The 21,160-nt window shown below is 70.2% G+C and carries 25 protein-coding genes; 15 read left to right on the top strand and 10 right to left on the bottom strand.

The genetic code is table 11. From position 1 onward, the window contains the following. Positions 1–435: a DUF5518 domain-containing protein gene (locus NLF94_RS06105; RefSeq protein WP_254840581.1), complete on the bottom strand. Its 435-nt coding sequence runs from the start codon at positions 433–435 to the stop codon at positions 1–3. Between the two features lie 130 nt (positions 436–565). Here NLF94_RS06105 and NLF94_RS06100 point away from each other — a divergent pair, with 130 nt between their 5' ends. Genes NLF94_RS06100 through NLF94_RS06090 form a run of 3 tightly spaced genes read left to right on the top strand, consistent with a single transcriptional unit; the run spans position 566 to position 2,591 of the window. After that, the gene (locus NLF94_RS06100; RefSeq protein ID WP_254840580.1) at positions 566–1,810 is read left to right on the top strand and encodes a tRNA (N(6)-L-threonylcarbamoyladenosine(37)-C(2))-methylthiotransferase; all 1,245 of its coding nucleotides are present in this window, start codon (positions 566–568) and stop codon (positions 1,808–1,810) included. A 48-nt stretch (positions 1,811–1,858) separates the two neighbouring features. Continuing rightward, on the top strand, positions 1,859–2,107 hold the full coding sequence (locus tag NLF94_RS06095) for a UPF0175 family protein (protein WP_254840579.1): 249 nt from the start codon (positions 1,859–1,861) through the stop codon (positions 2,105–2,107). Further along, positions 2,094–2,591 (top strand): PIN domain-containing protein, encoded by a 498-nt coding sequence (locus NLF94_RS06090; RefSeq protein ID WP_254840578.1) that lies wholly within the window; start codon positions 2,094–2,096, stop codon positions 2,589–2,591. Before NLF94_RS06095 ends, NLF94_RS06090 begins: the two co-directional genes overlap by 14 nt. Before the next feature lie 62 nt (positions 2,592–2,653). On the opposite strand, the gene NLF94_RS06085 is transcribed toward NLF94_RS06090, so the two are convergent. Continuing rightward, positions 2,654–3,583 carry a cation diffusion facilitator family transporter gene (locus tag NLF94_RS06085; protein ID WP_254840577.1) on the bottom strand — a complete coding sequence of 310 codons (930 nt, stop codon included), beginning with the start codon at positions 3,581–3,583 and terminating at the stop codon, positions 2,654–2,656. 71 nt (positions 3,584–3,654) lie between these two features. Then, positions 3,655–4,191, bottom strand: a complete 537-nt coding sequence (locus tag NLF94_RS06080; protein ID WP_254840576.1) for an HIT family protein — start codon at positions 4,189–4,191, stop codon at positions 3,655–3,657. 236 nt (positions 4,192–4,427) lie between these two features. Between NLF94_RS06080 and NLF94_RS06075 the strand changes: the two genes are divergently transcribed. Further along, positions 4,428–4,625, top strand: coding sequence for a DUF7835 family putative zinc beta-ribbon protein (locus NLF94_RS06075; protein WP_254840575.1), 198 nt, complete (start codon positions 4,428–4,430; stop codon positions 4,623–4,625). Between the two features lie 61 nt (positions 4,626–4,686). Here NLF94_RS06075 and map read toward each other — a convergent pair whose 3' ends face one another. After that, positions 4,687–5,580, bottom strand: coding sequence for a type II methionyl aminopeptidase (gene map, locus NLF94_RS06070; protein WP_254840574.1), 894 nt, complete (start codon positions 5,578–5,580; stop codon positions 4,687–4,689). A 127-nt stretch (positions 5,581–5,707) separates the two neighbouring features. Between map and NLF94_RS06065 the strand changes: the two genes are divergently transcribed. Then, positions 5,708–6,529 (top strand): DUF63 family protein, encoded by an 822-nt coding sequence (locus NLF94_RS06065; protein WP_254840573.1) that lies wholly within the window; start codon positions 5,708–5,710, stop codon positions 6,527–6,529. A gap of 25 nt (positions 6,530–6,554) precedes the next feature. Here the strand turns inward: NLF94_RS06065 and NLF94_RS06060 are convergent, their stop codons facing one another. Further along, the gene (locus NLF94_RS06060; protein WP_254840572.1) at positions 6,555–7,856 is read right to left on the bottom strand and encodes a glycosyltransferase family 2 protein; all 1,302 of its coding nucleotides are present in this window, start codon (positions 7,854–7,856) and stop codon (positions 6,555–6,557) included. Positions 7,857–7,960: 104 nt separating this feature from the next. Here NLF94_RS06060 and NLF94_RS06055 point away from each other — a divergent pair, with 104 nt between their 5' ends. From NLF94_RS06055 to NLF94_RS06040, 4 genes are all read left to right on the top strand, one after another. Then, positions 7,961–8,803 carry an ATP-dependent ribose-1-phosphate kinase gene (locus tag NLF94_RS06055; RefSeq protein ID WP_254840571.1) on the top strand — a complete coding sequence of 281 codons (843 nt, stop codon included), beginning with the start codon at positions 7,961–7,963 and terminating at the stop codon, positions 8,801–8,803. Continuing rightward, positions 8,800–9,324 (top strand): hypothetical protein, encoded by a 525-nt coding sequence (locus tag NLF94_RS06050; protein WP_254840570.1) that lies wholly within the window; start codon positions 8,800–8,802, stop codon positions 9,322–9,324. Before NLF94_RS06055 ends, NLF94_RS06050 begins: the two co-directional genes overlap by 4 nt. Positions 9,325–9,415: 91 nt before the next feature. Further along, the gene (locus NLF94_RS06045) at positions 9,416–10,072 is read left to right on the top strand and encodes an HAD family hydrolase (protein WP_254840569.1); all 657 of its coding nucleotides are present in this window, start codon (positions 9,416–9,418) and stop codon (positions 10,070–10,072) included. Between the two features lie 29 nt (positions 10,073–10,101). Then, positions 10,102–10,827, top strand: coding sequence for a guanosine phosphorylase (locus NLF94_RS06040; RefSeq protein ID WP_254840568.1), 726 nt, complete (start codon positions 10,102–10,104; stop codon positions 10,825–10,827). Positions 10,828–10,858: 31 nt separating this feature from the next. On the opposite strand, the gene NLF94_RS06035 is transcribed toward NLF94_RS06040, so the two are convergent. Together NLF94_RS06035 and NLF94_RS06030 are read right to left on the bottom strand one after the other, a co-directional pair. Then, the gene (locus tag NLF94_RS06035) at positions 10,859–11,302 is read right to left on the bottom strand and encodes an acyl-CoA thioesterase (protein ID WP_254840567.1); all 444 of its coding nucleotides are present in this window, start codon (positions 11,300–11,302) and stop codon (positions 10,859–10,861) included. Positions 11,303–11,351: 49 nt separating this feature from the next. Continuing rightward, a complete protein-coding gene (locus NLF94_RS06030) occupies positions 11,352–12,239 on the bottom strand; it encodes an isoaspartyl peptidase/L-asparaginase (RefSeq protein WP_254840566.1) in 888 nt (295 codons plus the stop codon). A 145-nt stretch (positions 12,240–12,384) separates the two neighbouring features. On the opposite strand from NLF94_RS06030, the gene icd reads away from it, so the two are divergent. Continuing rightward, positions 12,385–13,641 (top strand): isocitrate dehydrogenase (NADP(+)), encoded by a 1,257-nt coding sequence (gene icd, locus NLF94_RS06025; protein ID WP_254840565.1) that lies wholly within the window; start codon positions 12,385–12,387, stop codon positions 13,639–13,641. A gap of 6 nt (positions 13,642–13,647) precedes the next feature. Here the strand turns inward: icd and NLF94_RS06020 are convergent, their stop codons facing one another. Continuing rightward, positions 13,648–14,535, bottom strand: coding sequence for a hypothetical protein (locus NLF94_RS06020; RefSeq protein ID WP_254840564.1), 888 nt, complete (start codon positions 14,533–14,535; stop codon positions 13,648–13,650). Positions 14,536–14,537: 2 nt separating this feature from the next. Beyond that, positions 14,538–14,876 carry a cupin domain-containing protein gene (locus NLF94_RS06015; RefSeq protein ID WP_254840563.1) on the bottom strand — a complete coding sequence of 113 codons (339 nt, stop codon included), beginning with the start codon at positions 14,874–14,876 and terminating at the stop codon, positions 14,538–14,540. 79 nt (positions 14,877–14,955) lie between these two features. On the opposite strand from NLF94_RS06015, the gene NLF94_RS06010 reads away from it, so the two are divergent. The 3 genes from NLF94_RS06010 to NLF94_RS06000 all read left to right on the top strand — a co-directional run bounded on the left by NLF94_RS06010 (position 14,956) and on the right by NLF94_RS06000 (position 16,277). Continuing rightward, positions 14,956–15,453: a DUF5817 domain-containing protein gene (locus NLF94_RS06010; RefSeq protein WP_254840562.1), complete on the top strand. Its 498-nt coding sequence runs from the start codon at positions 14,956–14,958 to the stop codon at positions 15,451–15,453. Beyond that, positions 15,450–15,869: a hypothetical protein gene (locus NLF94_RS06005; protein WP_254840561.1), complete on the top strand. Its 420-nt coding sequence runs from the start codon at positions 15,450–15,452 to the stop codon at positions 15,867–15,869. The genes NLF94_RS06010 and NLF94_RS06005 overlap by 4 nt, the downstream gene beginning before the upstream one ends. 87 nt (positions 15,870–15,956) lie before the next feature. Beyond that, positions 15,957–16,277, top strand: a complete 321-nt coding sequence (locus tag NLF94_RS06000; RefSeq protein ID WP_254840560.1) for a hypothetical protein — start codon at positions 15,957–15,959, stop codon at positions 16,275–16,277. Positions 16,278–16,319: 42 nt separating this feature from the next. Here NLF94_RS06000 and hmgA read toward each other — a convergent pair whose 3' ends face one another. Then, on the bottom strand, positions 16,320–17,528 hold the full coding sequence (hmgA, locus tag NLF94_RS05995) for a hydroxymethylglutaryl-CoA reductase (NADPH) (protein WP_254840559.1): 1,209 nt from the start codon (positions 17,526–17,528) through the stop codon (positions 16,320–16,322). Between the two features lie 89 nt (positions 17,529–17,617). On the opposite strand from hmgA, the gene NLF94_RS05990 reads away from it, so the two are divergent. Beyond that, positions 17,618–19,126, top strand: a complete 1,509-nt coding sequence (locus NLF94_RS05990) for an amidohydrolase (protein WP_254840558.1) — start codon at positions 17,618–17,620, stop codon at positions 19,124–19,126. 58 nt (positions 19,127–19,184) lie between these two features. Next, positions 19,185–21,038 (top strand): rhomboid family intramembrane serine protease, encoded by a 1,854-nt coding sequence (locus NLF94_RS05985; protein ID WP_254840557.1) that lies wholly within the window; start codon positions 19,185–19,187, stop codon positions 21,036–21,038. The last annotated feature ends 122 nt before the right edge of the window (positions 21,039–21,160 follow it).

The following is a 21,160-nucleotide window of genomic DNA, read 5'->3' as shown; positions in this document are numbered from 1 at the left end:
TCAGACCGAGGGGTCTATCGGGTTCGTTCCGGGTTCGATCTTGCGGGAGAGCCATCCTCCGGCTTTGGCACCGATGGCCCCGAGTGCACCGACCAACAGAACGCTGATAGCTCCGAATACGATCAGTAACACACCGTGTAAAGTCGTCGTAATCGCGGGTAGATCGAACCCCGGAAGAGTACCGGCTACGGAAACGACGGGCTGCAGCGCCGGCAGTGCTCCGATCGATCCGGTTCGAAACCCGATACGCCACGTTCCGCTCGACTCCGCAAGCGTCAGCAGTCCACCGAGTAGCCCGGCCCAGAAAACGATTCCAAAATAGAACGTCCCTCCTCCCGGACTGTTATAAAAAACGTACGCCGCGGAGACGAGTCCCGCTGGTACCGCGTATGCCCAGTTGTGAGCCGTCACGAACTCCCGGAACGTTCGTATCATGTGCTCTCTATATAAATAGACGTTGTCAGTACAGTAATATAAGATTTGGTGCTCGGGTGAGTGCTCACGCGTACCGTTCCCTACGTTCCGCTGGCCTTTTGACGCCGTAGCGACTGGTTCCGGCACGCCGATGGCCACGTACCACATCGAGACGTACGGCTGTACGTCCAACCGGGGTGAGAGCCGGCAGATCGAGCGAAAGCTCCGCGACGCCGGCCACTACCGGGTCGACGGCCCCGACGAGGCGGACGTGGCCATCCTCAACACCTGCACCGTCGTCGAGAAGACCGAGCGCAACATGCTGCGCCGCGCCGAGGAGTTGGCCGACGAGACGGCCGACCTCATCGTCACCGGCTGTATGGCGCTGGCGCAGGGCGAGCAGTTCGCCGACCTCGATGTCCGGGTACTCCACTGGGAGGACGTCCCCGAGGCCGTCACGAACGGGGAGTGTCCGACGACGACGCCGGACGCCGAACCGATTCTGGACGGCGTCGTCGGCATCCTCCCCATCGCCCGCGGCTGTATGAGCAACTGCTCGTACTGCATCACGAAGTTCGCCACCGGCCGGGTCGACTCCCCGCCAATCGAGGAGAACGTCGAGAAGGCGCGGGCGCTGGTCCACGCGGGCGCGAAGGAGATACGTATCACCGGCCAGGACACCGGTGTCTACGGCTGGGACACCGGCGAGCGGAAGCTCCCCGAACTGCTGGACCGCATCTGCGACATCGAGGGCGAGTTCCGGGTCCGGCTCGGGATGGCGAATCCCGGCGGCGTCCACGGCATCCACGAGGAGTTGGCCGAGGTGTTCGCCGAAAACGAGAAGCTGTACGACTTCGTCCACGCGCCGGTGCAGTCCGGCAGCGACGCCGTCCTTGAGGACATGCGCCGCCAGCACCGCGTCGAGAAGTTCCGCGAGGTCGTCGACGCCTTCGACGAGCGGCTGGACCACTGGACGCTGTCGACGGACTTCATCGTCGGCTTCCCGACCGAGGACGAGGCCGACCACGAGCAATCGATGGCGTTGCTCGAGGAGGTCCGTCCCGAGCGAATCAACATCACGCGCTTCTCGAAGCGGCCCGGAACCGACGCCGCCGAGATGAAGGGCCTCGGCGGGACGGTCAAGAAGGAGCGCTCGAAGGCGATGACGGACCTGAAGATGGACGTCTGTCGGGAGGCCCACGCCGCGATGGTCGGCGACACCCGCGAGGTGCTGGTCGTCGAGGAGGGAACCGGCGACTCGGTGAAGTGTCGCGACCCCGCCTACCGGCAGGTCATCGTCACCGACGCGGAGTCGAAGGACATCGAGGTCGGCGACTTCCTCGAGGTCGAGATAACCGCCAACGAGAACGTCTACTGCTTCGGCGAGCCGACCTAAGCCCCCTGGGAGACGAACGCTTAACTGTCATTCCGCCCTACTGCGCGTATGGCGGACATCGAGATAACCGACGAGGTTTACGAGGCTCTCCGTCTCCCCGAAGACGAAAGGGAACTGGTTCTCCGTCGGGAACTGGCCGTGGCCTGTTATCGGCAGGATATTCTCTCCTTCGGGAAGGCCCGAGAACTCGCGGATATGTCCTCGCGGGAGTTTCAGCGACTCCTCGGCCGGCGCGGGATAGAACGCCACTACACGGACGAGGAGTTGGACGACGACATCGCGTATGCCCGGGAATGACGGTGTCGTTGCCGACACCTCACCGCTTCTCAACCTCGCGTTGATCGGTCGGCTCGACCTCTTCCGTTCGCAGTTCGACTCGATCATCATCACCGAAACGGTTCGGGAGGAGCTACTGGCTGGTGAGGACGCACGAGAACCACTGGAGACGTTCATCGACAGTGACATCGTGGGCGTGGAACAACCGACGCGCGACGACCTCGTCCGGGAGTTCCGTTCCCGTCTCGATGCCGGCGAATCAACTGCGATCGCGCTCGCCATCGAACGCGACGCCTCCCTCGTGCTGATCGACGAACGCGATGGACGGCAGGTGGCTCGCCGTCACGAGCTACCGGTCACCGGGATCATCGGGGTTCTCCTTCGAGCCGCCGACCAAGGACGGATCGATATCGAGTCCGAACTGGACTCGCTCCGGCAGGTTGGTTTCTGGATAGGCGAGGACCTCTACGACCGCGCAATCGACGCGGTCGAGAACGACGGGTGACACCGGCCAGCCGACGCCACCCGTCTCGGCGATCCCCGGCCCATCAGGTCCGGTGGGTGTCCTCACGTTCCATCGGCGTCCTTCCACTCGCCGATGCCGGCGGGGTCGAGGTGAAGGTGGACGTCGCCGACCGACTCCATGGATTCGAGCCGTTCGACCAGTTCGGACTCGATGTCGTGGGCCTCCACGAGCGTCAGGGCGCCGTCGACCTCGACGTGGGCCTCGACCTCGAGGTCGGTGCCGTCGTAGAAGACGGCGATGTCGTGGACGCCCTCGACGGCCGGGTGCTCGAGGATGGCGTCGACGACGCGCTCGCGCTCGGCCTCGGAGGGAGCGGCGCCGATCAGGTACGAGACGTTCTCGCGGCCGATTTCGACGCCCTGGTAGACGACGAGCAGGCTGACGATGGCGCCTGCGGCGGCGTCGAGGACGGGATAGCTGAAGAAGACGCCGAGGACGCCGACCAGCGCCGCCACGGAGGTGTAGATGTCGTTGCGGCAGTCGACGGCCAGCGCCGCGAGCGCCGAGGATTCCAGGCGCGCGTTGACGCGGGTGGTGTACCAGTACAGCAGGTACATGTCGGCCATCGAAAAGAGGAGCGCGCCGACCAGAAGCGGGCTGAAGGTGACGGTCGGGCCCTCGAAGAGGCCGCGCGCGGACTCGAACAGCAACTCCAGGCCCAGCAGGACGACGACGGTGCCGACGAACAGCGCCGCGAGCGGTTCGACGCGCTGGTGGCCGTGCGGGTGGGTGTCGTCGGGGTCGGCGTAGACGCTGCGCCCCCACGCGAGGACGACGGCACTGGCGACGAGGTCGCCGACGGAGTGGGCGGCGTCGGCCAGCAGCGCGACGGACCCGAACGCCAGGCCCGCGGCCGCCTCGACGAGGATTTTCACGACGTTGCCGACGACGTTGACGGCGCTGGCGCGGGTGAAGTCCCGTCTCGCGGTGTCGGTCTCGATGCCGGTCTCCGCGACCGCGGCGTCGCTCATCGTCCGTCATAGCGGAACCGCCCGGATAAGTGATAGGATTAGAGCGACCGAACGGCCCCGTTCGGCGGGAGCTAGAACTCGATTCGGACCGCGCCGTTCTCGGCCACGGTCGCGCCCGCCTGTGTGGCGAAGGCGTCGTGGAGCGCCTCGTAGGTGTCCTCGACGGCCTCGACGATGACCTTCGTGTCCGCACAGACGGGCATGAAGTTGGTGTCGCCGGTCCACCGGGGGACGAGGTGGGTGTGGAGGTGGTCGTCGATTGAGCCACCGGCGGCGTCCCCGAGGTTGAGCCCGGCGTTGACGCCGTCGGGACCGAGACCGGCCTCGAAGGCCTCGATGGTGCGCTGCTTGAGGCGGGCGTGTTCCAGCAGCGTCTCGTCGTCGAGGGCGGTGAACTCGCCGGTGTGGGTCCGCGGGATGACCATCGCGTGGCCGGGGTTGTACGGGAAGTTGTTCAGGAGGACGTAGGCGCGGTCGGACTCGGCGACGACGTTCGCCTCGCGGGCGTCCTCGCGCTCGGGGAGGACACAGAACGGGCAGCCGTCGATGTCCTCGTTGCCGTCCCGTTCGACCCACTCGATGCGCCACGGCGCGAACAACTGGTCCATGTGGCCCGGTCGAACCGGGGGCTGTTAACGCTGTTTGCCTCCGTTCTAGCATTTATATCTTTTGGCCGTTCAGCCGTAAACGATCCTCTCACGACGGCAGCTACCGGCACCTCGGCTCCGCTATCGGCCGTGGACGGCGTTTGAACGTTTTCGACGCGGAGCGGGCTTGAACGGTCAAAACAGTGCTCAACCGAAGTCGGTCTTTATGCGAATCTCGTAGCTATCGACGGGTGACAATGGCGACCCGAATGGACGACGATCGGATGGCCGAGGAGTGCGAGACGTGTAGCCGCGAGACGCCCCACGAGGTTAGCATCAAGCTCCGCACGGAGAGCCGCAAGGAGGAGAACGCGGAGTTCTCCCGGGAGCCGTACCGCGTGACGACGTGTAGAGTCTGCGGAGCGGAGACCTCGACGCGGATGAACAACGCCTGAGCGGGACGGGTCGACGGAAACGGTCACACGGCCAGTCGGCGCCGGCCGGCGGAAGCGCCGCCTACCGCGCCCGCGTCGTCACTTCACAGCCGTCCTCGGTGACGATGACGGTGTGTTCCTTCTGGCTCACGAGGTATCCGTCCTGCTCTTTCAGCACCGGGTAGCCGTGGACGACGTCGTTCTGCTTGAGGCGTCGCAGCGCCATCTCCGCCCGCGAGGTGTCGAGCCACCGGCGGGCGAAGGGCAGCGTCTTGAACTGTTCGACGATCTGTTCGAGCGCCTCGCGTGCCTGCCGGTTGCGGACGCTGGCCTCCCGCTCCAAGGAGTAGATCTCCTCGTGGGCGCCCTCGTTTACCTTCCCGCCGCCGTCGGTGGCGAACGGTTCGATGGCGACGACGTCGCCGACCTCGAGTTCGACGCCCTGCTCGACGGCCCGGTTGGGGATGTTGGGTTCGGTGTGCTGTTCCCAGTGGCCGAGGCCGTGGCCGGTGAGGTTGACGACCGGGTTGTAGCCGTAGCCGTCGATGACGCTCTCGATTTCGGCCCCGATGTCACCCGTCTCGACGCCGGCCTCGACGACCTCCAGGGCGGCCTCCAGAGCTTCCTCGGAGGCTTCCGCGAGTTCCCGGTGGCCCGAGAGGTCGACGGTGATCGCGGTGTCGGCCAGCCAGCCGTCGACGTGGACGCCGATGTCGAGGTTGACCATCTCCTCGCCGAAGGTGGTCTCGTCGCCGGGCGTCGGCGTGGCGTGGGCGGCCTCCTCGTCGATGCTGATGTTGACGGGGAAGGCGGGTTCGCCGCCGAGGTCGCGGATGCGGTCCTCGGCGAACTCCGCGACCTCGAGGTGACTCGCGCCGACCTCGACGCGGTCGGCGGCCTCCTCGCGGACCTGCGCGAGGATTTCGCCGGCCTCGCGGTGCTTCTCGTACTTCTCGGCGGTGAGGTCGGGACTCATGGCTCCGCGTTCGGTCGGTCGGATGAAATGGGTTGCGTTCGCCGCCCGGAGCGGGACCGCGACGCGTCCGACCGGGCCACGAGGCGGGACCGCAACGCTTTCGACCGGCCCAGTCGGTAGACGAGGCGTGCAGGTACTCCCCTCCGGGTTCGCGCTGCCCGCCCTCCCGTACCTGGTCGGCCTGCTGGTCGCCGCCGGCGTCGCCGTCGCGCTGCTGTACCGGCGGCGCCCGCCGGTCACCGGCCCGGTCGTGGCCGCCCTGGCGCCCTGGATGGCCGCCGGCGGCGCGCTGTACGCGCTGTTCCAGGCCGGGGGGGTCCCGTCCGCTGTGGCGCCACTGTTCGGGTCGCCCGCCGTCTACGTCACCGTCGGCGTTGCCGCCGGGTTCGCGCTGGCGGCCGTCGCCGGACGGCCGGGGGAGGGGTGGAGCCTCTCGACGGCTCCGGGCGCGCTGGCGGCGACCGGGGCGGCGCTGCTTCTCGCCGCGCTGGCGGCGGCCGCGGCGACGGCGCCGACCCTCGGTGTCACCGCAGTCGGGTACTCCGTGGCCATCCTCCTCGGCGCGGCGGTGGCGACGGCGGCAGTGTGGGGCGTGCTCCGCCGCCTCGACGCCGGCCGGGCGACCGGCGCGGTCGGCCTGGTGGCCGTCTTCGGCCACGCGCTGGACGGCGTCTCGACGGCCGTCGGCTACGACCTCCTCGGGTTCGGCGAGCAGACCCCGCTGTCGCGTATCATCATCGAGTTCGGGGCGGGGCTGCCGGCGCCCGAAATCCTGGGCGATGCCTGGCTGTTCGTCGTCGTGAAACTGCTCGTCGCCGCGGTCGTGGTCGCGGCCTTCGACGACTACGTCCGCGAGGACCCGCGGGAGGGGTATCCCCTGCTCGGCCTCGTCGCGGCGGTCGGTCTGGGTCCCGGCGCCCACAACGTCGTCCTGTTCGCCATCGTGTAGCCGAAGGTCCCGGTGTGGCGGTCCGTCACTCCGCCTTCGGCGTCACCTCGAACACCGGCGGGGCACCGCGGAGTTCGTCGTAGACCGCCAGCGCGAGCGGGACGGTCCAGACGAGCGCGTACACCGACTGCGTGAGCGGGTTCGACAGCAGGTAGTAGCCGACCTTCTGTCTCGCGCTCTCGAAGCGAACCGCGTCGCGGGTGGCGCGGTAGCCCAGTGCCGAGTAAACGGCCCAGTTGACGAGGTTGACGGTGGCGAGGACGTCCACCCACAGCGGGAGGTCGTACCCGAAGACGACGAGCGCGAACACGGCGACGCCGGCCGGCAGTCCAAGCACCGTGTTGACGGTCATGGCCTGGTTGAGCATCGTCACGCCCATCAGCCGGAGTTTGTCGGCCGGGCTCAGGGGCTGTCTGGCGAGGATGCGGTACGGGCCGCCGAGCCACCGCCGTTTCTGGGTCACCCAGTCGTCGATGTCGCTCGGACAGAGGTCCTGCACGTACGAATCGAGGACGCCGAGCCGCAGGCCGGCCTGGTAGGCGGCGACGCCGAGGGACATGTCCTCCGTGATCTCGTTGGGCTCCCACCCGCGGAGCGAGCGCAACGTCCCGGCCCGCATGAAGTACCCCTTGCCGAGCAACTGGTACGGTCCCCGTGCGGTTCGGGGGTAGACGACGTGCGACCAGGCGGCCATCCCCATCGACTCCAGTTTCGGGAGGATGCCGTCCTCGATGTTCCGGACGGTCTGTTTCGCCTGGACGACGTCGTACTCCTCGAGACCCGCCACCGCCAGCGCGAAGAGGCCCGGATCGACCACGGTGTCGGCGTCGAACACCGTGACGATGCGGTCGTCGTCGAACGGCAGGGAGTGCAGCGCGCTGGTCAGCGCCAGCCCCTTGGTCCGGGTCAGCGGCTTGCCGGTGAGCAACGGCCAGTCGTCGACGAGTCGTGCGTGGAGTTCCTCGTCGGTCGAATCGGCCGCGAAGGCCGAAAGCTCCCACTCCCGGTCGTCCGAGGCGACGAGGTCGTCGACGTAGTCCGTCACAATCGGGTCGTCGGCCTCGTGAACCAGGACGACTTCGATGCGGTCGAGGGGGTAGTCCTGTCCGGCCAGACTCGAAAGCGTCTCCTCGAGCACCGACCGCGGCTCCCGGTACAGCGCGACGAGGACGCTGACCGGTTCGTCCGGGTCGGTCGCCGGCGTCCGCACGTCGTGGCGCGCTCCGAATATCAACAGCCAGTCGAGGAGGAGCCCGCCACCGAGATAGAGGGCCTGCGTTCCGACGAATGCGGAGATGATGACAAGTATAACTATCGATACATCCATGGTACCAGTATGCTCGGAGAGGAGATAATCCTATCTGCGTGTAGGTTCGGGCACTGCCTGGCGCTTGCACCGCGCTTATAATCGCCCGGCGCGGAGACGGTGGTATGCGCGTCGTCTGCGTCGGGCACGTCAACTGGGACGTCACCCTCCGTGTGGACCGACTGCCGGGACCGGACGACGAGGCCCGGGTCCACGAGCGGCGGGAGGCCGGCGGCGGCAGCGCGGCCAACGTCGCCGCCGCCCTCGCCATGCTGTCGCGGGAGGCCCGCCTGTTCGGCAGCGTCGGCGCCGACGACCCCGGCAGCACGGTCGAAGCGACCCTCCGGGAGATCGGCGTCGAGACCCGGCTGAAGACCGTCGAGGGCGCCGAGACGACGCGGAAGTACCTCCTCGTCGACGACGATGGCGAGGTGGCGGTTCTCGGCACGGAGGGCGCGAACGAGGCGATCTCGGGGGCCGACGTGCCCGCGTCGGCACTCGCCGACGCAGACGCGCTCCACCTGACCGGGCAGTCGCCGGGGACGGCCGCTCGCCTGGCGGCAGCGGCGGCCGACCACGGCCTGCCGGTCAGTTTCGACCCCGGACGCCGTCTCGCCGACCGGGAGTACGGCGAGGTCGTAGAGCGGGTCGACCTGCTGTTCGTCACCGACCGGGAGGCCGCCGAGGTCCACGCTTCCGTGCCCTGGAAGGTGACCAAACACGGCGAGCGCGGCGCGACCCTGGCGTGTCCCGAGGGCCGGTTCGACCACGGCGGCTACGGCCTGCCGTCGGTGGACTCGACGGGTGCCGGCGACGCCTTCGCGGCCGGCTTCCTGGCCGCGTGGCTCGACGACGAGGGGCCCGAGCGGGCGCTGGCCGTCGCCAACGCCTGCGGTGCCGTGGCGGCCAGCGAGCGGGGGCCCCGGCCCGACCTCTCCTGGGAGCGAGTGGAGGGTGTGCTGTCGTGATTCCGCTCCACGCCGCCGGCGGGGCGACCGTCGGGCCGGGCGTCCGACTCGCGGTCGCCGCGGTCGCGGGACTGGCGGCGACGCTCCTCATGACCGTGGTGATGTGGCGGCAGTCCTACGGCTACGTGCCGCCGTACGTCGCGGGTTCGGCGCTGTGGGGCGAGCCGCCCAACGAGGTGCCCCGCTCGGCGGCCGACGCGGCCCATCTGGCGGCCGGCATGCTCGCCGGCGTCCTCTTCGAGGCGCTGAACCTCGCCTACGAGGCGGCACGGGCGCCGCTCGGCATCGGCGTCGAACTCCGGGTGGCCGGCGTGACGAGCGTCTCCGAGATTCTCGCGGCCGCCCTCGTCGTCTGCTTCCTGTACGGCTTCTTCTCGTGGGTCGTCTTCCCCCGGTTCGGGGGCAACGCCTACGAGACGCGCCCGGGGACGGTCCGCCGCCAGTGGGCCGTCTCGGCGACCGTCTACGGGGTCGGCCTGCTGGTCGCCGTGGTCGCCATCTACCAGGTGGTGTCGCTGTAGCCCGATTCGGTCCCCGCCGGCCGACGAACATCCGGAACGACCGGCATAGACCGGCGAAAGGGTTTATTTCGCGCGCTCCCTACCGGTAGCCGTGACCACCGGGTACCTCTTCGACCTCGACGAGACGCTCGTCACCTACGAGCCGGAGGTGCCGGGCATCTTCCGGAACGCCTGCCGGAAGGCGGGCGTCGAACCGACCGAGGCGGCCACGGAGGCCATCGGTCCCGGCTACGTCGAGACGTTCGTCGAGTTCGAGGAGAGCCCCTACGTCGGCGCGGCCCGCGCCGCCCGCGAGGCCGGTCTCGACGTCGACCCCGAGCGGTTCGCCTCGATGTACGTCGAGGCGGAACTGGAGGCCACCCACGTCCCCGAGGGCGTGGGCGAACTGCTTTCGTCGCTGGAGAACGTCGGCGTCGTGACGAACGGCTACGGACCCGTCCAGCGGCGGAAACTGTCGGCGTTCGGTCTCGACGACCGCGTCGACAGCGTGGTCTGTGCCGACGACGTCGAGGCGTTCAAGCCGGCCGACGAGCCGTTCGACGCCGTCACCGACGCCGTCGGCGCCGAGGAGTACGTCATGGTCGGCGACAACGTCGACTACGACATCCGGCCGGCCGCCGAACGGGGCTACCGGACGGTCTTCGTCGGCGAGGAGTCGGCCGCCGACCTCGCCGACTACCGCGTCGCCCGCCCCTCGGAGCTCCCCTCCGTCCCTCTGTTTCACCGGCACCGGCCGAACGTCGACTGACTTTTGGGGGACGCCCCCGACGCCCGACCATGGGCAAACAGCCGCACCTCCTGGTCGAGGAGGGCGACCTCCACGACGTCGCGCTGCTGCCGGGCGACCCCGGCCGCGTCGACCGCATCGCCGACCACTGCGAGGACAGCGAGACGGTCGCCGAGAACCGCGAGTACAAGGTCGTCAACGCGGTCTACGAGGGCCGCGAGCTGACGATCTGCTCGACGGGCATCGGCTCGCCGTCGGCGGCCATCGCCGTCGAGGAACTCGCCGCGGTGGGCGTCGAGACGTTCGTCCGCGTCGGCACCACCGGCGCGCTCCAGGCCGACATCGACATCGGCGACATGGTCGTCGCCACCGGCGCCGCCAAGGACGAGGGCACGACCAAGCGCTACGAGGCGGCCACGGTGCCCGCCGTGCCGGACTACGGGACGCTGTCGGCGCTGGTCGAGGCCGCGGAGACCCGCGAGGCGCCGGTTCACGTCGGCCCCGTGGCGACGGACGACGCCTTCTACGCCGAGACCGACGACCACGTCGCCGCCTGGAACGAGGCTGGCCTGCTGTGCGTCGAGATGGAGGCCGCCGCCATCTTCGCGCTGGCCCGTCGGAAGGGGCTGGACGCCGGCGCCATCTGCACCGTCGACGGCAACCTCGTCGAGGGCACCCAGAAGGGCGAGACCGACGCCGAGGAACTGCCCGAGAAGGCGAAGGACAACGTCGGCCGGGCAATCCGCATCACGCTGGACGCGGTCGCGGCGCTGTAAGAACGCCCGGCCCCCGCCCGGACCCGCTCCGCTACCCGTCGGGCGCGCCCTCGAGTGCCTCCTCGCGGAGCCGCCGGCACCGCTCGGTGCCGACCTGCAACTCCGGCACCTCGACGGGAGTGTTGGACTCGTCGACGGCGACGAAGACGAAGTACGAGTCGGTCGTCCGCTCTCGTTCGCCCGACCGGGGCGACTCCCGGTAGGCCCGGAGCCGAACCCGGACGCTCGTCCGGCCCGCCTCGTAGACGTAGGACTCGACGACGCAGATGTCGCCCTGCGGGACCGGCCGCTCGAAGTCCAGCCCCTCGATGCGGGCGGTCACGCAGGTCTCGCCCGCGTGTCGCATCGCCGACATCGCGCCGACCTCGTCCATCCACTTGACGACGTTGCCGCCGTGCGCCGAGGCGTAGTTGTTGGTGTCGGTCGGCTGGACCCGCTGGCGGTTCTCGATGTAGGTGTCGCTGACCGTCGACATGGTCGGCAGAGGGGCCGGCCGGACAAATCGTTTCGGCGGTCCGGGCCAACTACACGTCGCCGGCGACGACGGTCTGCATGGCGTCGCTGTTGAACGCCGCGCCGGCGTCGCCGTCCGGGGTCAGGAGGATCACGCCGGCGGACCCCGCCACGAGGTCGCCGAACTCCTCGATTGCGGTCTCGGCGGCCGCGTCGGCGTCCACGCCGTCGGCGAGGCGGTCGACCGCGCGCCGCGAGAGGGTCGTCCGGGCGATGTCCTCGCCGGCGCCGGTCGCGGAGGCGCCGCCGGCCGGCGCACAGTAGAAGCCCGATCCGACCTGCGGCACGTCGCCGACCCGGCCCGCGAGCGCCAGCCACCGGCCGCCGGTCGAGGTGGCCGCAGCGACCCGGTCGCCGTCGGTCGCCACGGCGCCGACGGTGTCGTGGTCGCCGGCGTCCAGTCCCGAGTCGGGGTCGCCGCCGAACCGCTCGGTGACCCACTCGGCGTGGGCCAGCTGGTCGCCCTCCGGGTACTCGTCGAGGTCGTCCCACCGCTTTCGGGTCCGGTCGGTCAGGAGGTCGACGCCGGTCTCGACGCCGACGGCCGCCGCGAGGTCGACGGCGTGAACGCCGGCCACGAGGACGTGCGGCGTCTCCTCCTTGACTGCGCGGGCGACGTCGATCGCGTGTTCGACGCCCGGCATGCCGCAGGCGGCGCCGGCCTCGCGGTCGTCGGTCATCAGGCCAGCGTCGGTTCGGACGTGGCCGTCCGACTGGACGGCGCCGCCGACGCCGGCGTTGAACCGCGGGTCCGACTCCAGGACTCGAACCGTCTCGACGACGGCGTCGGTCGGGCCGTCGGCGCCGGTGCCCGCGTCGACGGCCGCCTCGAGCGCGGCCTGTCTGTCCTGCGACTCCTCGGGCGGCGTTCCGGCGCCGCCGTGAGCGATGACGCGCATACGCTCGCTGCGGGCGGCGACGGATTACGGTTTGCGCTTCGGTACAGAACCTGACAGCCACGGAAACCGAGTCCTTACCGGTCGTTAATGGGAAATTCGCGGAAAGAGCGGTACGCCTTTCAGGGGGCCGGTAGAAGCAATCGCCATGGGATACGACAAAGTCGAGGTACCTTCGGAGGGCTCGAAGGTGGAGGTATCGGGTGACGACGAACTCGTCGTGCCTGACGACCCGATAATTCCGATCATCCACGGGGACGGTATCGGGGTCGACGTCGGTCCGGCCGCCCAGACGGTGCTGGAGGCGGCCGCCGACGCGACGGGCCGGGAGATCAACTGGATGCGCGTCTACGCCGGCGAATCCGCCCGCGAGAAGTACGACGAGAACCTGCCCGACGACACCATCGAGGCGCTCAAGGAGTTCAAGGTCTCCATCAAGGGACCGCTGACGACGCCCGTCGGCGCCGGCTTCCGCAGCCTCAACGTGGCGCTCCGGAAGAAACTCGACCTCTACACGAACATCCGGCCGACATACCACCTCGACGGCGTTCCCTCACCGGTGAAGCGACCCGAGCAGATGGACATGGTCACGTTCCGGGAGAACACCGAGGACGTCTACGCCGGCATCGAGTGGGAGGCCGGCACCGACGAGGTCCAGCAGGTCAAGGAGTTCGTCGAGGAGGAGATGGGTTTCGATTCGACTATCCACGACGGCCCCGTCGGCATCGGCGTCAAGCCCATCACCGAGTTCGGCACCAAGCGGCTGGTCCGGAAGGCCATCGACTACGCCCTCGAACACGACCGCGATTCGGTGACGCTGGTCCACAAGGGCAACATCATGAAGTTCACCGAGGGCGCCTTCCGCGACTGGGGCTACGAGGTCGCAGAGGAGGAGTACGGCGAGGAGGTCATCACCGAGGACACCCTCTGGGAGGAGCGCGACGGCGAACCGCCGGACGAGGCGGTCGTCGTCAACGACCGCATCGCCGACAACATGCTCCAGCAGGTCCTCACCCGCACCGACCAGTACGACGTGCTGGCGCTGCCGAACCTCAACGGCGACTACCTCTCGGACGCCTGTGGCGCCCAGATCGGTGGGCTCGGTATCGCGCCCGGCGCCAACGTCGGCGACGGCCGCGTGCTCGCCGAACCCGTCCACGGCTCGGCGCCGAAGTACGCCGGCCAGGACAAGGTCAACCCGACCGCGATGATCCTGTCGGGCCGCATCATGCTGGAGTTCATGGGCTGGAACGATGCCGCGACCCTCGTCCGGGACGCCGTCGAGCAGACCATCGTCGACCGGAAGGTCACCTACGACATCGAGCGACAGATCGAGGGCGGCGAGAAACTCGCCACCAGCGAGTACTCCGAGGCGGTCGTCGACAACCTGCGGGACCTCGCCTGAGATACGTCACTTTCTCCGTGTTCCGTTCGAGGCGCGCCGCCGCCCGAGGGGGTCGCCCGCTCCGACCGGCGTCGACGTCACCCGTTCGATCGGGGAGCCGTCCTTCAGTTCGAGGAACCAGTCGAACGTGTCCGACGAATCCGGCCGCTCGACCGTCGTCTCGCCCCGGTCGGTCACCGCCAGCCGGTAGGTGACGACCACGGGATCGCCGTCGGCCGCTCCCGAAAACCACGCCCGGAGCTCCGGCACCGTGCCCGCCGACTCGAGGCGGGCCGACAGGGACCCGACGGTGTCGCCGTCGATCCGGTCGCCCGTCGGGAGCCGGTCCGGGTGAGTGACCTCCCCGGCAGCCAGCCGGTAGCCGTCGGTCGCGGCGGTGGTCGTGGGGTCGAAGGCCGCGAGCGTGCTCACGATCCGATCGCGGTCGAACCGTTCGCCGGGCGACGGCGGGTCGAAGTCGTCCGGTTCGCGGTAGACGGACTTGCGCTGCGCTTTGACGAACCGGAACACGGCCTCGCCGTCCTCGTACCAGATCCCCCGGAAGGTCCGGGAGACGCCGTCGGGGGCGGTCCGCCGGACGTCGAACCGTCGGTAGGTGAAGGCCGCGCCGTCGACAGTGCTCAGGACGCGAGTCGACTCGAACGGCTCCCCGTCGGCCAGGGCCGCGTACTCGACGCCGACCGTGGCCGAACCCCCCGACAGCTCCCCGACGTGGGCGTCGCCGACCGTCTCGGGGACGACGCCGGACGAATCCGTCAGAGTCGCCGGTGCCTCCCCGGGGACCGGCGCCGGCGTCACCGTCTCATCGGCCTCCTCGGCGTCGTCCCCGGTCGAACAGCCCGCCAGCAGGCTCGCGGTCCCCGCGAGGCCGGCGAGGTACCGCCGTCGGCGCATCCTCACTCCGCCCAGTCGGGGTTCGGTCGCGGCGGCGCGAAGATGTCGACGCCGCGGACGGCGACCTCGCCCCGGTTCTCGGCGGCGTGTGGCTCCTTGCCCGGGATGGTGAACGAGTCGCCGGCGCTCACCGTGATCGCGTCGCCGTCGACCAGAAAGGTCAGCGCGCCCTCGTAGACGAAGCCGGTCTGTTCGTGGTGGTGGCTGTGCTCGGGGACGGTCGCGCCCGGCTCTATCTCGAAGCCCTGGACGCTCGTCCGTTCACCCGCCGCCAGCTGTGTGAGGTGGACCTGTTCGACCGCCTCGACGGTCTCCCGCTCGGAGAGTCCGACGCGTTCCATACTCGTCCGTGGCGTCCGAGCACCTTGACGGTGTTCCCCGGTCAGCAGATTCAAAGGCGGTGGCGCCCCAGTTGCAGCCATGTACTCCGTGGTCGGCTGTTCGGAGTGTCGGAACCTGTGGGTCGTCGAGGGGCGCCCGGAGACGACGCAGTGTTCCCGGTGTCGGACGCGGCACCGCTTCGAGAAGCTGAAGGCATTCGCCGAGACCGACAGCTCCGAGGCGGCCGCCCGCGTCCGGAGTTCGATGCTCGCCGACCGGGCCGACGACGGCGAGTTCGTCGACCCCGACGAGATCGACCCCGATTCGGTCGGCATGAGCGACGGGGAGTTCCTCGCGGCCTCGGGGCTGGACGCCGAGACGGTGAGCGACGCCGGCGAGCGGGCGACGGCTGCCTCGCCCTCCCGGCAGGAGGCGGTCCGGGCGGCGCTCCGTGAACTCGAGGAGCCGACCGCCGAGGAGGTGGCCGCCCGCGCCGCCGAGCACGGCGTCGACCGCGAGTACGTCGAGCGGGCCCTCGAGAAACTCCGCCGCCGGGGCGAGGTCACCGAGACCGGCGGGTGCTACCGACTGCTGTGAGCGACGACGAGTGGGAACCCGACGAGGCGTGGGACGACCCGGGGGCGTCGGGGTCGGGCGGTCGGCCGTCGCTCTCGGCGGTCGACCCTGCCTCCGCGGTCGTCGGCACGCTCGTCGGTCTCGCGGGCTTTCTGCTCGTCATCGCGCCGACCGTCCGGACGGTCTCGGTTCTCGGGACCCGGATGCCGACGTTCGTGCTCTCGGCGGGCGTGCTGTCGTTCGGGTTCGCCGTCGGCGCGCCGGTCTACCTCCTGCGGGGCTTTCGGCTCCGCGGCCTGGCGCACGCTATCGGTGCCGTCGGCTTCGGCGCGCTGTTCCTCGCGGCGGGGGTCGGCAGTCCGGGGCTGGTGGCGCTCGGACTGGCGGTCGTCCTCGGCGGGGCGCTGTTTCTGGTCGCCGAGACCCGGAAACTGTGAACTCCCTCCGGGCGCGGTCGCGCCGGACGGCGCTCGACGGGCGACCGACTCCGACGAGGATTTGTAGCGGTCGGCCCATGTGCGCGTATGGAACGAGAACCGACGACGTACAGCCGTCCGCTCGTCTTCGGCGGCCTGGGCGTCGTCCTCTTCGGCGACATCGCGTTCGACATCCCGAACGCCCTCTTCGTCGGCGTCGGCGCCACCGTCCTCCTCGGGGCGGCGGTCGTCCACTTCGTCGGCGACGAGCATCGTGCCGCCGCCGGCTGGGGGTTCTTCGCGCTCGCGCTCGCCTTCTTCGGCGTCGTCGACGTCGGCTCCGGTCCGGTCGCTCTCCTCGGGATCGGCTCGCTGCTCGTGGCCGGCCTCGCGCTGCAGGTGAGCCAGCGCATCGACGCCGCGACCTGACGGGGCCTGCCGGACCGCACTCGCCGGGCGAGCGACCGCTCCCTACCGGCCCAGTTCCTCGTGGGCGCTAGCGAGGTTGTCGGAGGCGAGCGCGCCGAGCAGCGACAGTTCGCCGCCGAGGGCGGCGGCCGCGATGACCTCCGCGAGGGCGTCGGCGTTCGAGCCGGCGGGGTCGCCGCCGCCCCGGACCCCGACGACGTCGAGGGACTCGGCCTGCGTCGGGAGCTTCGTCCCGCCGCCGACGGTGCCGACCTCCAGCGAGGCCAGCGTCAGGCTGGCGTAGAGGTCATCTCCCCGCACGTCGGCGGTCGTGATGGCGTTGGCTCCCTCGACGACCTGGGCGACGTCCTGGCCGGTCGCCAGGAACGCGGCGGCGACGGTGTTGGCGGCGTGGGCGTTGAACCCCAGCGACCCGGCCTTCGCCGACCCGACGAGGTTCTTCCGGGTGTTGGCCTCGACGATGGCCTCCGGCGTGGTGTCGAAGTAGCCCTCGACGACCTCCCGCGGCAGTTCGACGTCGGCGGCGACGGTCCGGCCGCGACCCTCGACGCTGTTTATGGCGGCGGGTTTCTTGTCCGAACAGAGGTTGCCCGACAGCGCGACCAGTTCGGCCGGCGTCTCGGACTCGACGATGTCGCAGGCGGCCTCCGTGGCGATGGTGGCCATGTTCATCCCCATGGCGTCCTTGGTGTCGTAGGCGAACCGGAGGAAGACGCTGTCGCCGACGACGTAGGGCGTCACGTCGCGCAACCGGCCGTGGCTCGTCGTCGACTCGGCGGCCTCCGCCAGTCGCTCGGCGTTGGCCCGGACCCACGACGCGACTTCGCCGGCCTCACCGACGTCACCGACCCGGAAGACGGGGGCCCGCGTCATCGCGTTCTTCAGGACGCGAGCGGTGGCACCGTCCGCAGCCCGGAGGGCCGCACAGCCGCGGTTGACCGAGGCGACGAGCGCGCCCTCCGTCGTCGCCATCGGGAGGTACTTCGACCCCTCGACGGCGCCGCCGTCGATGCGGACGGGACCGACGACGCCCATCGGTACCTGGGCCGCCCCGAGCATGTTCTCCACGTTCGGGTCGGCGTCGGCGGCGTCGAAGGTGTATGCGCCGACCGCGTCGAGGTCGGCGCCGGTTTCGGCGGCCACGAGCAGTCGGCGGGCCTCGGCGGCGACGTCGGCGTCGGCGTGCTGTTCGAGTTCGTGCAGGCGCACGTCGCCGTTCCGCACCCGGTCGGCGAGGTCCTCTGCGTCCATACCGGCGCCTCGCGGGCAGGCGACTAAGGGCTTCCGTCCCTGGCCGCGACCCCGGCGGGTTTCAAGACGCTGGCGCCCCCGCTTCCGGTATGACAGAGGCGGCCGACCGGGTGTTCGTGAACGCCGAGGTGCACACGCTGGCCGACCCCGACGAGGTCGAGGAGGCCGTCGCCGTCCGGGACGGCCGCGTGGTTCGGGTCGATTCGGAGTACGAGATAGAGTTCCTGACCGGCGTCGAGACCGACGTGGTCGACTGCGAGGGGGGCGTCCTCCTGCCGGGGTTCGTCGACGCCCACACGCACATGGAGGTGGTCGGTCGGCGGCTCGTCCACGCCGACCTCGGGGCGGCCGACGACCGCGAGGCGGCCCTTGAGTTGCTCCGCGAGGCGGCGGGCGAGGAGTGGGTGCTCGGCTACGGCTACGACGAGTCGACCTGGCCCGCCGGGACGTACCTCACCCGCGAGGAACTGGACTCGGTCGCCGCCGACCGGCCGGTCGTCGCCTTCCGGGAGGACCTCCACACCGCGTCGGTCAACTCCGTCGTCCTCGAGCGGTACGGCGAGGAGTTGCCCGAGGCGGGCGTCGTCCGCGAGGGCGGCGAGCCGACGGGGGTGGTCCGGGAGGACGCCGCGGAGTTCCTCCGCATGGAGACGGCGCCGGACCGCGAGGAGACGCGGGAGCTGATCGCGGCGGCCCGCGACTACGCCCACGAACACGGCGTCACCGGCGTCCACGACATGGTGCGACACTCGGACGCGCCGGCGGCCTACCGCGAACTGGCCGTCGACGACGAACTGGACCTTCGGGTCCGGCTCTACTACTGGGCGGACCACCTCGACGCTGTCGAGGAGACCGGTCTCGTGACGAACCACGGCGGCGAGTACGTCGAGGTGGGCGGCATCAAGACCTACACCGACGGCTCGCTGGGCGCGGGGACGGCGAAGCTCTCGGAACCGTACGCCGACCGCGAGGGAACCGGCGAGTGGGTCGTGCCGCCGGCCGAACTCGCGGAGGTGGTCGACCGGGCCGAGGAACTGGGGATGCAACTGGCGGTCCACGCCATCGGCGACGAGGCGGTCGGTGCGGCGCTGGACGCCCTGCCCGACGACCCCGAGGCGCGCCACCGCATCGAGCACGCCGAACTGCTGCCGGCGGACCGGGACGTCGAGGAGTTCCATGCCGTCGCCTCGATGCAGCCGAACTTCCTGCGGTGGGCGCGGGCGGGCGGTCTCTACGAGGAGCGCCTCGGCGAGGAACGGACCGCGGCCTCGAACCCCTTCGCCGAGGTACTCGAGGCGGGCGTGCCGCTGGCGTTCGGCAGCGATTGTATGCCGATGGACCCGCTGTACGGCGTCCAGGGGACGGTGACGGCACCGGACCCGCGCCAGCGACTGGGGGTCACCGAGGCGCTGCGGGCCTACACCTCGGGGGCGGCCCACGCCGGCCACGACGAGGACCGGTTCGGCACCGTCGAACCGGGCAAGCGGGCGGACTTCGTCGTCCTCGGGTCGTCGCCGTGGGCGGTCGACGACGACGCCATCGCCGACGTCGAGGTGGCGATGACGGTCGTCGACGGCGCGGTCGTCTACGAGGCGTGAGGGCGCCGGCAACCCGAAAGAGTCGGTTATTTGACGACGGCGTTCGAACCCGGCGACGATGCTCGCAACGCCTTCCCGGGTCGGTCTCGCCGTCGCTCTGGTGTTCGCGTTCGCGGTCGTCTGGTACTACGAGGGCCGCGGTCGCTGGCGTGTGCGGCTCTCGGACCGACTCGTCTACGGCGTCCCGTGGGGAACCTTCGTCACGGTCGCCGTCGTCGTCGGCTTCTACCTGCTGGCCCAGAGCGGCCTCGAGGCGTGGGCCTCGCCCGTCGTCTTTCCCTTCGTAACGTGGTCGTACCTCTACCCGACCGGCATCCTGACGGCCGGCATCGCCCACGGGTCGCCGGGCCACCTCGTCGGGAACATGACGGCGACGCTGGCGTTCGCCCCCATCGCCGAGTACGCCTGGGGCCACTACGCGCCCTCGCGCCGGCGCCGGACGCGGCTCGGCGGCCGGGACGGGTCGGGGGGCGTGCTCGCAAACCCCGCGGTCCGGGCGCTCGTCGTCTTCCCGGGCGTCCTGCTCGTCGCAGCCTTCCTGACGGCGGCGCTGTCCTTCGGGCCGGGACTGGGTTTCTCGGGTGCCGTCTTCGCCATCGCGGGTCTGGCCGTAGTGAACTACCCGCTGTCGACGGTTCTGGCGCTCGTCGCCGCCAGCGCAATCCGGACGGTCTACACCGCCTTCCTCGATCCGGTGGTGCGGGCGGGCGTCGAGGCCGGCGCGCCGTCGCCGCCGCCGTGGGCCTCCATCGCCTTCCAGGCGCACATGCTCGGGTTCCTCGTGGGCGTCGCCGTCGGCGCGTGGCTGCTTCGGCGTCGCGGGCGCCGGCCGGCGCTGGACCGCGTCTTCGCCGGCACGTTCCTGCTCGGGATCGTGCAGTCGCTGTGGCTCCTGGTGTGGTTCGAGGGCGAGACGTTCGTGCTGTACCGGGCCGCGGGCGTCGCGCTCGTGTCGGTGCTCTCGGTGCTCGTGGCCGCGGCGGCGGGTGCCAGCCCGCGGCCGCTCCCCAAGCCGCTCGCCGTGCTACCCCGGCGGCCGACCCGCCGCCAACTCGCGGGAGTGTGGCTCGCCGTCGTCGTCGTTGGCACCGCCGGCGCCGTCGCGGGAATCGTTCTGGAGGGCGAACTCGTCGGGCTCTCGGTCGGCATCCTCGTCCTCGTCGGCGCGGTGCTGGCGCTGCCCGCGCTGCCGCCGCTTCTGCCCGATTCGGTCGTCCGCTCGCCGGTCTCCCGGCGCCGGACCGCCGCGGCAGCCGTCGCCGTCGCCGCCATCCTCGTCGCCGCGCCCGCGGTTCCGGCGGGGCTCGTCGTCGTCACCGACGGGGGCGTCCCCGGCGCCGAGACGGTCGAGGTCCGCGACTACGATGTCGCCTACGCCGAGAACGTCACCGTCGAGCGAGACTCGCTGGTCGGCGTCGGCAACGAGACCGAGGCCGCCAACGCCTCCGGGGTAGTCGTCACGAGCACCGACCGGGAACTGTGGACGGTCGCGGTCCGCGAGGAGTCGCTGGCCTTCGCGGGCAACCGGACGGTCGTCGTCGGCGGGGTCGGCTGGCGGGCGACCGTCGAGGCCAACCGGACGGGCTGGGAGGTCGTCGGCAACGACAGCGTCTACGCCGTCGACCTGACTCACGACGGCGAGCGGACCCGGTCGTACCGCTCGCTGCCGTCCCGGGCGAGCGCCCGCATCGACGGCCACGGGGTCGAACTCGCGCCGACGACCGACGGCTTCGAACTCCGGGTCCTCGATAACGGGTCGACGGTCGGGTCGGCGCCGCTCCCGGCGACCAACGAGTCGGTCGCGGTCGACGACCTCCGCCTGGAGAACCGGGTCGTCGACGGCACCGAGCGGGTCGTCGCCACCGCCGACGGGACGGAGGTCCAGGTCGCCGAGCGGGAGACGTACGACTGAACGTCTTCCAACGGTCGCGCGGTTCACTAACTGTTCTTCTCTCTACTCTCCGGTTAGCGGCAATACCTTCTCTCCGACTCCGTCTTTGAAGACGAAATTTTATCAATAGTCCCGTTCGTAGG

Source organism: Natronomonas marina (assembly GCF_024298905.1).
GTDB classification, from domain to species: Archaea; Halobacteriota; Halobacteria; order Halobacteriales; family Haloarculaceae; genus Natronomonas; species Natronomonas marina.
The sequence above is the reverse complement of the archived record's forward strand: the minus strand, read 5'-3'. Positions and strand labels throughout refer to the sequence as shown.